9 protein-coding genes are annotated in these 13,908 nt (G+C 69.6%); 7 read left to right on the top strand and 2 right to left on the bottom strand.

Annotation, left to right across the window (positions count from 1 at the left end; translation table 11 throughout):
- Positions 1-85: 85 nt before the first annotated feature.
- The 7 genes from ACK4JY_RS11965 to gltB all read left to right on the top strand — a co-directional run bounded on the left by ACK4JY_RS11965 (position 86) and on the right by gltB (position 11,643).
- The gene (locus ACK4JY_RS11965; RefSeq protein WP_409605978.1) at positions 86-1,660 is read left to right on the top strand and encodes a sodium/sugar symporter; all 1,575 of its coding nucleotides are present in this window, start codon (positions 86-88) and stop codon (positions 1,658-1,660) included.
- Complete coding sequence (locus ACK4JY_RS11960) at positions 1,657-2,541, top strand: 2-dehydro-3-deoxygalactonokinase (RefSeq protein ID WP_409605976.1); 885 nt, start codon at positions 1,657-1,659, stop codon at positions 2,539-2,541. Before ACK4JY_RS11965 ends, ACK4JY_RS11960 begins: the two co-directional genes overlap by 4 nt.
- Positions 2,538-3,176: a 2-dehydro-3-deoxy-6-phosphogalactonate aldolase gene (locus ACK4JY_RS11955; RefSeq protein ID WP_409605974.1), complete on the top strand. Its 639-nt coding sequence runs from the start codon at positions 2,538-2,540 to the stop codon at positions 3,174-3,176. The genes ACK4JY_RS11960 and ACK4JY_RS11955 overlap by 4 nt, the downstream gene beginning before the upstream one ends.
- Before the next feature lie 253 nt (positions 3,177-3,429).
- The gene (locus ACK4JY_RS11950) at positions 3,430-4,791 is read left to right on the top strand and encodes an ammonium transporter (RefSeq protein ID WP_409605972.1); all 1,362 of its coding nucleotides are present in this window, start codon (positions 3,430-3,432) and stop codon (positions 4,789-4,791) included.
- Between the two features lie 99 nt (positions 4,792-4,890).
- Entirely contained in the window at positions 4,891-5,571 is a 681-nt protein-coding gene (locus ACK4JY_RS11945) for a TorF family putative porin (protein ID WP_409605970.1), read from the top strand.
- 157 nt (positions 5,572-5,728) lie between these two features.
- On the top strand, positions 5,729-7,162 hold the full coding sequence (locus ACK4JY_RS11940) for an NAD(P)-dependent oxidoreductase (RefSeq protein ID WP_409605969.1): 1,434 nt from the start codon (positions 5,729-5,731) through the stop codon (positions 7,160-7,162).
- On the top strand, positions 7,159-11,643 hold the full coding sequence (gltB, locus tag ACK4JY_RS11935; RefSeq protein WP_409605967.1) for a glutamate synthase large subunit: 4,485 nt from the start codon (positions 7,159-7,161) through the stop codon (positions 11,641-11,643). The genes ACK4JY_RS11940 and gltB overlap by 4 nt, the downstream gene beginning before the upstream one ends.
- Here gltB and ACK4JY_RS11930 read toward each other — a convergent pair.
- A complete protein-coding gene (locus tag ACK4JY_RS11930; RefSeq protein ID WP_409605965.1) occupies positions 11,620-12,339 on the bottom strand; it encodes a response regulator transcription factor in 720 nt (239 codons plus the stop codon). The two genes, gltB and ACK4JY_RS11930, sit on opposite strands and share 24 nt — an antisense overlap.
- A complete protein-coding gene (locus ACK4JY_RS11925) occupies positions 12,336-13,772 on the bottom strand; it encodes a two-component system sensor histidine kinase NtrB (RefSeq protein ID WP_409605963.1) in 1,437 nt (478 codons plus the stop codon). Before ACK4JY_RS11925 ends, ACK4JY_RS11930 begins: the two co-directional genes overlap by 4 nt.
- Between the last annotated feature and the right edge of the window lie 136 nt (positions 13,773-13,908).

The following is a 13,908-nucleotide window of genomic DNA, read 5'->3' as shown; positions in this document are numbered from 1 at the left end:
CAGATATGAAAACGGGCTTGCCCGCCGTCGTCGCCTCACCTAGCGTTGCGCAGAGCCCGAACGGGCCGGCCCCGGGGAGGCACTCATGACGCTTTCGACCATCGACCTTGTCATTCTGGCGATCTACGCCGTGGCGATCTTCGGTCTGGCGCAGTGGGTCTCGCGCGACAAGGCCGGGGTGACCAAGACCTCGACCGACTATTTCCTCGCCTCGAAGAACCTGCCCTGGTGGGCCATCGGGGCGTCGCTGATCGCGGCCAATATCTCGGCCGAGCAGATCATCGGCATGAGCGGCTCGGGCTATGTCATCGGCCTCGGCATCGCCTCCTACGAATGGATGGCGGCGCTGACGCTGCTGATCGTCGGCAAGTATTTCCTGCCGATCTTCCTGCGCAACGACATCATGACCATGCCGCAGTTCCTGCAGCAGCGGTACGGTCCGACCATCCGCAACGTCATGGCCGTGTTCTGGCTGCTGCTCTACGTCTTCGTCAATGTGACCTCGATCCTGTGGCTGGGGTCCATCGCCGTCTCGACCGTTACCGGTCTGGACCAGATGTACGCCATCGTCGCCATCGGCGCCTTCGCCCTGCTGTACCAGCTGTGGGGCGGCCTCAAGGCCGTGGCCCTGACCGACATTGTGCAGGTCACCCTGCTGGTCGCCGGCGGCCTGATCATCGGCTTTGTGGCGCTGGACCAGATCGGCGGGGCCGGCGGTCCGGTCGCCGGCTTCCAGACCCTGCTGACCGAATTCCCCGACAAGTTCGACATGATCCTGTCGCCCGACAATCCGAACTTCAAGGAACTGCCGGGCATCGCCGTCCTGCTGGGCGGATTGTGGATCATGAACATCAGCTACTGGGGCTTCAACCAGTACATCATCCAGCGGGCGCTGGCCGCCAAGTCCATCGCCGAGGCCCAGAAGGGCATCGCCTTCGCCGCCTATCTGAAGCTGCTGATGCCGGTGATCGTGGTGCTGCCGGGCATGGCGGCGCTGGTGCTGGCGCCGACGCTGATCGCGCCGGACCAGGCCTATCCGACGATGATGAACCTGCTGCCCGCCGGTCTTAAGGGGCTGGTGTTCGCGGCCCTGATCGCCGCCATCATCGCCTCGCTGGCGTCCAAGGTGAACTCGATCGCGACCATCTTCACCCTCGACCTCTATATGAAGGTCAACAAGACCGCGTCGGAGCGGCATCAGGTCATGGTCGGGCGCATCGCCGCCGTGACCGCCATGGTCATCGGCATCCTGGTGGCGCGTCCGCTTCTCGGTGGCTTCTCGCAGGCCTTCCAGTTCATCCAGGATTTCACCGGCTTCTTCACGCCGTCGATCGTGGTGATCTTCATCCTTGGCCTGTTCTGGAAGCGCGCCTCGGAAGCCGGCGCCCTGACCGCGGCCATCGGCGGCGTCGCCCTGTCCGGCGTCATGTGGTGGCTGGATCGCGAGGGGATCTTCACCCTGCCGTTCATGAACCGCGTCGGCGTGGTCTTCCTCGTGGCCCTGGCGGCGGCGATCATCGTCTCGCTGCTGTCCCCGCCCAAGGAAGGCACGATGCAGATCCGGCTGGACGGCGTCAGCTACAAGACCTCGCTGGGCTTCAATCTCGCCGGGGTGGGGGTGATTCTGTTCCTCATCGCCGTCTACGCCATCTGGTGGTGACCGCCGCGACGGCTCTGATCGGCGTAGACTGGGGCTCCAGCAATCTGCGGGTCCTGCGGATCGCCGCCGGCGGCGCGGTGGTGGAGCGCCGCGCCGATCCGCGTGGTGCGGCGGGACTCGCGTCCGGCGATTTCCCCGGCGTGCTGGAGGCGGTCGCCGGGGACTGGCTGGCCGATGGGGCGCCGGTGCTGGTCTGCGGCATGGCGGGCGCGCGGCAGGGCTGGGTCGAGGTTCCCTATTGTCCGTGTCCCGCGGGGGTCGCCGACATCGCCGCCGGGCTGGTTCGCCCCGATCCGGCGCGTCCCCTGGCCATCGTACCCGGCGTCGCCTTCAACCCCGGCGGCGTCCTGACCGACGTCATGCGGGGCGAGGAGACCCAGGCGCTCGGTCTCGCCGTGGACGGTCTGGTCGTGGCCCCCGGCACCCACAGCAAATGGATCGCCCTCGACGCCGGCCGCATCGTCGCGGTCCAGACCTGCATGACCGGCGAATTGTTCTCGGCCCTGCGCAAGGCGACCATGCTGGGCGTCGGCATGGGGGATCCGGGGGGCGACACGGACGCCTTCCGCCGGGGGGTCGGGCGCGGTCTGGAGGACCGCAATCTGGGCGCCGCCCTGTTCTCGGTGCGGGTCGAGGGTCTCGCCGGCCGGCTGGGACCGACGGGGGCGGCCGACTATCTGTCCGGCCTGCTGATCGGCGCCGAGATCGCCGGGCAGGACCCGGACCGGCTCTCCGGCCCCCTGACCCTGATCGGAGACGCGGCCCTGTCGGCGCGATACAGGGAAGCGCTGGAGATGGCCGGCGGGCGCGACGTGCGCGTCGCCGATGTCGAGCAGGCCACGGCGGCCGGTCTGTGGCGCATATGGGAGGCGGGTCAATGACGGCGGACATCATCGCGAGGCTGGACGCCCTGCCCCTGGTCGCCATCCTGCGCGGCCTCAAGCCGGACGAGGCGGTCGAGGTCGGGGAGGCGCTCCTGGCGGCCGGCCTGACCTGTCTCGAGGTGCCGCTGAACTCGCCGCAGCCGCTGGAGAGCATCCGCCGCCTGCGTACTGCGCTGGGCGACCGCGCCGTCGTCGGCGCCGGCACGGTGCTAACGCCGGCGGCGGTGCATGAGGTCGCCGCGGCGGGCGGCCAGATCGTCATCGCGCCCAACACCGACCCGGCGGTGATCCAGGCCACCCGGGCGGCCGGCCTGCTGTCCATGCCCGGCTTCTTCACCCCGTCGGAGGCCTTCTCCGCGATCGGCGCCGGGGCCCAGGTGCTGAAGCTGTTTCCCGCCGAGGTCGCCGGCGCAGCCGGTCTCAAGGCGGTGCGCGCCGTGCTTCCCGCGGACCAGCGGGTCTATGCCGTCGGCGGGGTCGAGCCGGACAGCGTCGCGGCCTGGCGCTCGGCGGGCGCTTCGGGCTTCGGCATCGGCTCCGCCATCTATCGCGCGGGCCGATCCGCCCGTGAGACCGGCGACCGCGCGGCGGCCTTTGTCGCGGCCTGGAAGGCGTCCGACGCCGGCTCCTAGATAGGGGCGGCCCGCCCCCACGCGCGCAGCGGTGGCGGACGACATGGATGCTGCAGGCGCGAACGGCAGGGCGCCACAATCAGACACGTTTGGCGGATAATATGCCCTTTGTCACATGATTGTTGCGCATCTGCGACCCTTCCTTGCCCAGTCTGGAAGAATCTTCCACCAAACACTGTCCGCCCACTTGCCTATTTCGCAAATGCGGTAAACATTTCGCAAATGCGTAATGCTGTTCAGGGGGATCAGAACCATGCGACTTTGTATTGGAATTGCGGGGACTCTCATCCTCGCTTCGATCGGACTGGCGACGACCGCTTCCGCGGCCGTGGCGCCCGAGGCGCCGGCCTTCGTGGGTCTGGCGCACCAGACGACCCTCGCGCTTGATGGCGCGGCCTCGAGCTGGATCCTGACCTCGACGGCGCTGGTCCTGCTCATGACCCTCCCGGGCCTGGCCCTGTTCTACGGCGGCATGGTCCGACGCAAGAACGTCATCGCCACCATAACCCAGTCACTCGGCGTGGCGGCGGTCGTCACCCTGGCCTGGTTCATCGCCGGCTACTCCCTGTCCTTTGGCGTCGGCCAGCCGATGGCCGGCTACTCCGGCGAGACCGTCAACGCCTACATCGGCAGTCTCGAGGCCCTGTTCCTGAACGGGGTGACGCCAACCACGGCCCACAGCCTGACGCCCGGCCTGCCGGAATATCTGTGGATCGCCTATCAGCTGACCTTCGCCATCATCACCCCGGCCCTGATCGCCGGCGCCTTCGCTGAGCGGATCAAATACTCGGGCCTGCTGCTGTTCACCGGCCTCTGGACCCTGCTCGTCTATGCCCCGATCTGCCACTGGGTCTGGGGCGGCGGCTTCCTCGGAGCGGCGGGCGTGCTCGACTTCGCGGGCGGAGCGGTGGTGCACGTCAACGCCGGCGTGGCCGGCCTCGTCTGCGCCGTCTTCCTCGGGGCCCGGAAGGGCTACGGCCAGACGCCCATCGTCGCGCACAATCCGGTGCTGACCATGATCGGCGCCTGTCTGCTGCTGGTCGGCTGGATCGGCTTCAACGCCGGCTCGGCCTGGACGCCGGACTCGATCGCCTCCGTGGCCCTGCTGAACACCCTGCTCGCCGCCATGGCCGGGTCGCTGACCTGGAAGATCGTCGAGGTCATGGAGAAGCGGAAGCCCTCCCTGATCGGCGCGCTGTCCGGCCTGATCGCCGGCCTCGTCGCCATCACCCCGGCGGCCGGTCTGGTCGATCCCAAGGGGGCGGCGATCATCGGCCTCGCCTCCGGCCCGGTCTGCTATGCGGCCTCGGTCTGGATCAAGAAGCTGCTGCGTTACGACGACAGCCTCGACGCCTTCGGCATCCATGGAGCCGGCGGCATCCTCGGCGCCCTGCTGACCGGGGTGTTCGCCTCGGCCGCCGTCAACAGCGTGGGGGAGGGCGCCACCCTCGTCAAACAGGCCTGGGGCCTGGGCGTGACCATCGGCTGGAGCGCCCTGGCCACCTTCGTCATCCTGATCGTGTGCAAATTCACCACCGGCCTGCGCGTCAGCGCGGAGCAGGAATCGGAGGGCCTCGACGGCCATCTTCACGGCGAGGTGCTGGAGCCCGCCTGAGGGCCGGATCGGCACAAGAGCGGCGCGGAGCCTCCCCTCCGCGCCGCTGTCAGTAAGCGTGATTGCGTCTCGACTGCCATTGAAAAACAAGGGGATACAATGATGAGAACCGCTCTCGCCTGCGCCGCAACGGCGGCCGCCCTGCTGGCCGCGTCCAGCGCCTCCGCCCAGGACGGGCCCCAGATCGCCTGGAACGTCGGCCTGTTCAGCGACTATGTGTTCCGCGGTTTCAGCCAGACCGACGAAGAAGCCGCCATCCAGGGCGGGGTGGATCTGACGGCGGGGTCGTTCTACGCCGGCGCCTGGGCCTCCAATGTCGATTTCGGCGACGACACCGAGGCCGAGGTGGACCTGTACGGCGGCTTCCGCACGGAAACGGGCGGCTTCGCCGTCGACGTGGGGGTCGTCGCCTATCTGTATGTCGAAGCCCCCGACGGCGCCGACTATGACTACGTTGAGTTCAAGGCCGCGGCCTCGCGGGCCATCGGCCCGGTGACCGCGGGCGCCGTGGTCTTCTACTCGCCCGACTTTTTCGGTCTGGACGAGGAGGCGACCTATGTCGAAGGCAATCTGGCCTTCACCCCGGCCGACAAATGGACCGTGTCGGGGGCGGTCGGTTACCAGGCGCTCGACGTGAACGACGACTACACGACCTGGAACGCCGGCGTGGCCTACGCCCTGACCGAAAATGTCGCCATCGACGTGCGGTACCACGACACGGACGTCGACGGCCCCCTGTCCGAGGACCGGTTCGTCGGGGCGCTGAAGTTCTTCTTCTAGCGCTGCGCTGCCCAATCGGACCGGCAAGACCTTGCGCATTCAAGGTCTTTGCCGGTCCATTTTCGTTCCGTGCACCGCCCTTCCCGCATAAGCCGCACGGAAGTTGCGCAAATGGCCTTGGCCTCCTAGACCTGTGTGCAGGTGCGAAGGAGTAGCCGTGGCGTCCGCCAACCAGACATTCGTTGTGACTCCCAGGGTCGGGCCCGCGAAAACCCCGGCGGGCGAACGCGTGCGCGATTTCGACGAAATCCTCGCCCGCTTCACCCCGCCGGCCGGCGCGGTCCAGTCCAGCCGCTGCGCCCAGTGCGGCGTGCCGTTCTGCCAGAGCGGCTGCCCGCTGGAGAACAACATTCCCGACTGGCTGCGACTGGCCGCCGAGGGCCGGTTCGAGGAGGCGTGGCGCCAGTCCGAGGCGACCTCGACCCTGCCCGAGATCTGCGGCCGCATCTGTCCGCAGGACCGGCTGTGCGAGGGCGCCTGCACCCTCGAACAGTCGGGCTGGGAGACGGTCACGATCGGCTCGGTCGAACGCTTTCTCGGCGACATGGCGTTCGAGAACGGATGGGTCGCGCCGGTCGCCCCGCTGACCGAGCGGGGTCGCTCGGTGGGGATCGTCGGCGCCGGGCCGGCGGGCCTTGCGGCCGCCGACCGGCTGCGCAGCGCCGGCTATGCCGTGACGATCTACGACCGGCACGACCGCGCCGGCGGCCTGCTGACCTATGGCATCCCCGGCTTCAAGCTGGAGAAGCCGGTGGTCCAGCGCCGGCTTGACCGCCTCGTCGACGGCGGCGTGACCTTCCGCCTCGGCGTCGATGTCGGCGACGATCTGCCCTTCGCCGAAGTCCGGGCCGCGCATGACGCCGTGCTGATCGCCACCGGCGTCTACCAGGCGCGGCGGCTGACCGCCCCCGGGTGCGGCTCGGACGGCGTGGTTGCGGCGCTGGACTATCTGATCGCCTCCAACCGCAAGAGCTTCGGCGACGCCGTGCCCGCCTACGACAGCGGCGCCCTGAACGCCGAGGGCAAGCGCGTCGTCGTCATCGGCGGCGGCGACACGGCCATGGACTGCGTCCGCACCGCGGTGCGACAGGGCGCCAGTTCCGTGACCTGCCTCTACCGCCGCGACCGCGACAACATGCCGGGCAGCGCCCGCGAAGTCGCCAACGCCGAGGAAGAAGGCGTGGTGTTCGAATGGCTGGCCGCCCCGCGCGCCGTGCTCGGCGAGGCCGGCCGCGCCAGCGGCGTGAGGGCCCAGCGCATGGCCCTGTCGGCGCGGTCGGCGGAGGGCCGCTGGAGCGTCGAGCCCGTGCCCGGCGGCGAGTTCGACCTGCCCGCCGATCTGGTCATCGAGGCGCTCGGCTTCGAGCCCGAGGACATGCCGGGGCTGTTCGCCGAGCCGGACCTGGCCCTGACCGACTGGCGCACCATCCGCACGGCCGGCCACACCAAGGCGACGACGCTGGAGGGGGTGTTCGCGGCCGGCGACATCGTCCGCGGCGCCTCCCTCGTCGTCTGGGCCGTGCGGGACGGCCAGGACGCGGCGGCCGAGATCGACGCCTGGCTGACCGCGCGCGAACAGGTGGCGGCATGAATTTCGATCCCCTCCAGTATGAATCCGACCGCCAGGCGCTGGTCGACGGCCACGCCTACGACCCCGCCTCGGAGCGGGACGCCTGCGGCGTCGGCCTGATCGCCGCCATCGACGGCCGACCCCGGCGAGAGGTGGTCGACCTGGCGCTGAAATCGCTGAAGGCCATCTGGCACCGCGGCGCCGTCGACGCCGACGGCAAGTCGGGCGACGGCGCGGGCCTGCTGATCGGTCTGCCGCGCGCCTTCTTCGAGGCCCAGGTTCGTGACGCGGGGCATGAGCCCGGCGCCGGGCCGCTCGCCGTCGGCATGATCTTCCTGCCGCGCGCCGACCTCGGAGCCCAGGAACGGGCCCGCACCATCGTCGAACGCGAGGTGCTGGCCGCCGGCTTCTGGCTGTACGGCTGGCGTCAGGTGCCGACCCGGGTCGAGGTTCTGGGGCAGCGCGCCGCCGCCACCCGGCCCGAGATCGAGCAGATCATGCTCAGCGTGCCCGAGGGCCTGACGGGCGAGGAACTGGAACGCGCCCTCTATCTGCTGCGCCGGCGCATCGAGGCGCGGGCCACGGCGGCGGGGCTGCAGCATTTCTACATCTGCTCCCTGTCGGCCCGGTCGGTGATCTACAAGGGGATGATGCTGGCCGAGGCCCTGGCCGACTTCTATCCGGACCTCAACGACCCGCGGGTCGAAGCCAATGTCGCCCTGTTCCACCAGCGCTATTCGACCAACACCTTCCCCGAGTGGCGGCTCGCCCAGCCGTTCCGGATGCTGGCCCACAACGGCGAGATCAACACCCTGCGCGGCAACGCCAACTGGATGCGCAGCCACGAGATCCGCATGACCGCCGAGGCCTTCGGCACCGACGACGCCACGGTCAAGCCGGTGATCCAGCCCGGCGCGTCGGATTCGGCGGCGCTGGACAATGTCTTCGAGGTGCTGGTTCACGCCGGCCGGCCGGCGCCCATGGTCAAGGCGCTGCTGATGCCCGAAGCCCCGATCGAGGGGCTGATCTCCGACGATCACCGGGCGCTCTATGCCTACTGCAACGCGGTGATGGAGCCGTGGGACGGCCCCGCCGCCGTCTGCGCCACCGACGGCCGCTGGGTCGTGGCCGGCAAGGATCGCAACGGCCTGCGGCCGCTGCGCGCCGCCGAGACCACCGACGGCCTGCTGATCTGCGGCTCCGAGGCGGGTATGACGGGCGTGCCGGACGAGCGGATCGCGCGGCGGCTGCATATCGGCGGCGGGCGGATGATCTCGGTCGATCTGGAGGCGGGGCAGCTCTACGACGAGGCCGAGACCATCGACCGGCTGGCGGCGAAACACCCGTACCGCGACTGGCTGTCGAACATGATCCAGCTGGATCCGAAGATCGGCCCCGGGCCCGAGCCCCGCCGCCTTTCGGGCGAGGCCCTGACCCGGCATCAGGCCGCCATCGGCTGGACCCAGGAGGATATCGAGGCCCTGCTCGACCCCATGGCCGGCGAGGGCAAGGAGGCGGTCGCCAGCATGGGCGACGACGCCCCGCCGGCGGTGCTGTCGGAGCAGACCCGGCCCTTCGCCCACTATTTCCGTCAGGCCTTCGCACAGGTCACCAACCCGCCGATCGATTCCCTGCGCGAAGCCGGGGCGATGAGCCTGCGCACCCGGTTCAAGAACCTCGGCAACATCCTGGCGCAGGACGAGACCCAGACCCAAGTCTTCGTGCTGGACAGCCCGGTGCTGACCACCGGCATGTACGAGCGGATGCTGGACGTGGTGGGGGCCGGGGCGACAACGGTCATCGACTGCACCTTCCCCGCGCCGGCGCCGGACGCCCGGCCGGGGCAGGCCCTCAAGGCGGCGCTCGATCGCATCCGCGACGAGGCCGTCGCCGCCGCGCGCGGCGGCGCCGCCCTGATCGTGCTGACCGACGAACAGGCGGCCGCGGACCGGCCGCTGATCCCGATGATCCTGGCCACCGCCGCCGTGCACGGCCGGCTGGTCGACGAGGGTCTGCGCACCTTCTGTTCGCTGGTGGTGCGCTCGGCCGAGGCCATCGACGCCCACGCCTTCGCCGTGCTGGTCGGCTGCGGCGCCACGGCGGTCAACGCCTGGCTGGCGCAGGAGAGCTTCCTCGAACGCCTCGACAACGGCCGCTATCCGGGCCTGAGCCTGCGCGACGCCTGCCTGAACCACAAGGCGGCGGTCGAGGCGGGCCTCATGAAGATCCTCGCCAAGAAGGGCATCTCGGTTATCTCGGCCTATCGCGGCGCCTGTGAATTCGAGGCCCTCGGTCTCAGCCGCGCCCTGACGGCGGAGTTCTTCCCCGGCATGACTTCGCGCATCTCGGGCATCGGCCTGGCCGGCCTCGAGGCCGGGGCGGTGGCCCGCGTGGCCCGCGGTTTCGCCGCGCCCCGGCCGGGCCTGCGCATCGGCGGCGCCCACCGCATCCGCGCCGGCGAGGAGACCCACGCCTGGGACGCCGAGATGATCCATCGGCTGCAGGACGCCACCACGCGCGGCGATTACAAACGCTTCAAGGCCTACAGCCGCCGCGCCCGCGAACTGCCGGCCGTGGCTCTGCGCGACCTGCTCGATTTCCGCGAGGCGATCCCGATCCCGGTCGAGGAGGTCGAGAGCGTCAACGAGATCCGCAAGCGGTTCGTCACCCCCGGCATGTCGCTGGGGGCCCTGTCGCCCGAGGCGCACGAGACGCTGAACATCGCCATGAACCGCATCGGCGCCCGCTCCGTGTCGGGCGAAGGCGGCGAGGATCCCGAGCGCTACCAGCCGCGCGCCAACGGCGACAATCCGAACAGCGCGGTCAAGCAGATCGCCTCCGGCCGGTTCGGCGTGACGGCCGAATACCTGAACCAGTGCCGCGAGATCGAGATCAAGGTGGCCCAGGGCGCCAAGCCCGGCGAGGGCGGCCAGCTGCCCGGCTTCAAGGTCACCGAATTCATCGCCCGCATGCGGCATTCGACGCCGGGCGTCGGCCTGATCTCGCCGCCGCCGCACCACGACATCTATTCGATCGAGGATCTGGCCCAGCTGATCTACGATCTGAAGCAGATCAATCCGGACGCCCGGGTGACGGTCAAGCTGGTGGCCCAGTCGGGCATCGGCGCGGTCGCCGCCGGCGTCGCCAAGGCCCGGGCCGACATCATCCTGATCGCCGGCCACAACGGCGGCACCGGGGCCTCCGCCCTCGGCTCGATCAAACACGCCGGCCTGCCGTGGGAACTGGGCCTGTCCGAGGCGCATCAGGTGCTGAGCCTCAACAACCTGCGCGGTCACGTCCGCCTGCGCACCGACGGCGGCCTGCGCACCGGGCGCGACATCGTCGTCGCCGCCATGCTGGGGGCCGAGGAGTTCGGCATCGGCACCGCCTCCCTGATCGCCGTCGGCTGTCTGATGGTGCGTCAGTGCCATTCGAACACCTGCCCGGTCGGGGTCTGCGTCCAGGACGAGCGGCTGCGCGCCATGTTCACCGGCACGGCCGACAAGGTGGTCAACCTGTTCAGCTTCATCGCCGAGGAGACGCGCGAGGTTCTGGCCTCGATGGGCCTGCGCTCGCTGGACGAGGCCGTGGGCCGCACCGACCTGCTGCGTCAGGTCTCGCGCGGCTCGCCCCTGCTGGACGACCTCGACCTCAATCCGCTGCTGGTCCGGGTCGGGGAGGGCGACGGGCGCCGCCCGGCCGACGCGCCCCGCAACGCCGTCCCGGACGCCCTCGACGCGCAGATCGAACGCGACGCCACGCCCTTCCTTGACCGTCGCGAGAAGATGCAGCTGACCTATGCGGTGGCCAACACCCAGAGGGCCATCGGCACGCGGATGTCCTCTCACATCGTGCGGCGGTTCGGCGGCGACCTGCCGGACGGCCACCTGACCCTCAATCTGCGCGGCGCCGCCGGCCAGTCGCTGGCGGCCTGGGGCATGAAGGGGCTGCGCATCGTGCTGGACGGCGAGGCCAACGACTATGTCGGCAAGGGCCTGTCGGGGGCCGAAATCGTCGTCCGTCCCCCGGCATGGGCGGCCGGAGCGGCCCTGATCGGCAACACCTGCCTCTACGGCGCCACCTCGGGCGCCCTGTTCGCGGCGGGCGCAGCGGGCGAGCGGTTCGCCGTCCGGAACTCCGGGGCGATCGCCGTGGTCGAGGGCTGCGGCGCCCATGGCTGCGAATATATGACCGGCGGCGTGGTGGTGATCCTCGGCCCGACCGGCTGGAATTTCGGCGCCGGCATGTCCGGGGGCGAAGCCTTCATCCACGACCCCGAAGGCGCCGCGCACGATCGCCTCAACACCGCCTCCGTGGTGGCGGGCAAGGTGATGGGCGAGGCCGCCCTTCGTCTGCAGGCCCTGGTCGAGCGCCACGCGGCCGAGACCGGCTCACCCGTCGCCCAGCGCCTGCTGGAGAGATGGCCGGTGGCGCTCGGTCAGTTCAGCCATGTGCTGCCGGTGGCCGAGGGTGGATCGTCAGTGAACGCCCGGCGCGCCTGACGGGGCGATCGTCGGGCGGGACTGGCCGTGCCGGCCCGGCATGCCGGATATCAGGTCGCCCGGGAGGGGAGGGGCCCCGACCGCGCCGTCCGGCGCGGCCTTCAGGCCGGTGCGGATCAGTTCCGACAGGGTTTCCGCCTCCATCTTCTCCATCACCCTGGCGCGGAAAATCTCCACCGTCCGGGGGCTGATCTGCAGCTCATTGGCGATGTGCTTGTTCGTCCGCCCCTGAACCAGGGCGTGAAACACCTCCCGTTCCCGGGGCGTCAGGCGGGCCATTCGCCGGATCGCCCTGTCGGTCTCGGCCCTCTGCAGCAGCAGATTGTCCATATGGGCGAAACTGCCCCGCACCACCTCGACCAGCCGGTTCGGCTCGAACGGCTTCTCGATATAGTCGACCACCCCGGCCTTCATCAGCTGCACGGCCAACGGCACCTCGGCGTGGCCGGTGATGACGACGATGGGCCAGGCGTCGCCCTTCAGAGCCCGCAGTCGCCGGACCACCTCGGCCCCGTCCATGCCCGGCATGCGGACATCGGTAATAACGCAGGCCGAAGGCGCCTCGGGCAAATTCTCGAAGAACTGGACGCCGCTCACGAAGCCCCGCGCCCTCACCCCTTGCGCGCGCAGGAGGCAGAGGATCGAATCCCTGACGTCATCGTCGTCATCAATCACGAAGACGGAATGGTCGCTCATGCTTCCTCAAGCTCCTGTTCCCGCAGCAGGGTGAACGAAAAGGCGGCCCCGCCAAGATCACTCTCCTCGACCTTGAGGAAGCCGCCGTGGCTCTCGACAATGGTCCGGGTGACGGAGAGCCCGAGTCCCATTCCGCCGGTCTTGGTGGTCATCAGCGGGCGGAAGATGGTCTCGAGTTCGTGGGCCGGAATGCCGGGGCCGTTGTCCTCGACCCGAACCTCATAGAGCGCGTCGGATACCGCGCGCCCCATGATCGCGACGCGGGCGTCCGGCCGGTCCGAGGCGGCCTCGGCCGCGTTGCGCACCAGATTGACCATCGCCTGCTGAAACTGGATCCGCTCCGCCCTGACCTCGTCGGTCGTGTCGTCCAGATTGATCTCGACGCGCACCGCGCCGTTGCGTTCGATCATGCCGAACACGCCCTTGAGGCCTTCGACCATCGAGGATACCCGCTCGACGCCGAGGCTCCGGCTCTCGTGGGCCAGAAGCTCGCGCATGCGCCGAATGATACTCCCGGCGCGGAGCAGTTGGGCCTTGGCGAGGTCGATCGTCCGCGCGGCGCTCTTGCCCATCAAGCCGGCCTTCTCGACATCGACCTTGCTGGCCTCGAGATAGGTGGCGGCGGCCGAGAGCGGCTGGTTGAGCTCATGGGCGAGGGAGGCGGCCATTTCGCCGAGGGAGTTCAGACGCCACACCCGGTTGAGCTGGGTGTGGAGGTCGCGCGCCCGCTCGTCGGCCAGATGGGCCTGGGTCAGGTCCGCCAGGCACAGCACGGCGTGGCTGTTCGGATAGTCTCCCGGCAGGAAGCCGGCCTGGATGCTGAGCGGAACGGTCCCGCCGGCGCGGCGGCAGGTCCAGGCGCGGTCGCTATCACCGGCGAGGGCTTCCCGCCCGCTCTGGAAGTCGGCGAGATCAAAATCGTCGACGATCGAACCGAAGGGCCGTCCGATCCCGTCCTGTTCCGCGATCCCCAGCAGGTCGCAGGCGAACGGGGTCAGGAAGCGAATCTTGCCGCCGCGATCCAGCACGACCACGGGCATGGAGGCGAGGATGGTCTCCAGCATCTCCTCGCGGTGGGCCAGGCGATGCGACAGCTCTCCGGCCCGTTGCCGATAGGCGCGCAGACTCCAGCACAGTTCGGCGATCAACCACGTCACCAGGGTGAACAGGGCGGCGTTGACGGCGGCGTCCAGCGCGCTCACCCGATCGACGTGAACGACGTTGGCGGTGATCGAAAGGACGATGGCCAGAGCCGTCGCCCAGCGGCCGGCGACCGCCGCCGTCGCCACGACCGCCGGCACCATCGGCAGATAGTAGAACTCGCCGACCAGCTCGAGCGTCGTGCGCAGCAGGATGGCGGCCGCGACCGCTGCCACCGCGACGACCAGACCCGCCCCGCGCCATCGCAAGGTGGTCAGAAGGGGCGGCCACAACGTCGGGACTGCGGGATACAAGGACGTCAACGGGTAAGCCTGCAAGCGCGCTCGCGCGGTTCCGCCATAGAATCCGAGTCTGGTTAACCAATCATGGTTACCGGGCGACGGCGGTCCGCCGCCATAGGTATTGCTA

This window comes from Brevundimonas sp. (genome assembly GCF_046295595.1).
Classification (GTDB): Bacteria; Pseudomonadota; Alphaproteobacteria; order Caulobacterales; family Caulobacteraceae; genus Brevundimonas.
This window is presented reverse-complemented; position numbering and strand designations above follow the sequence as displayed.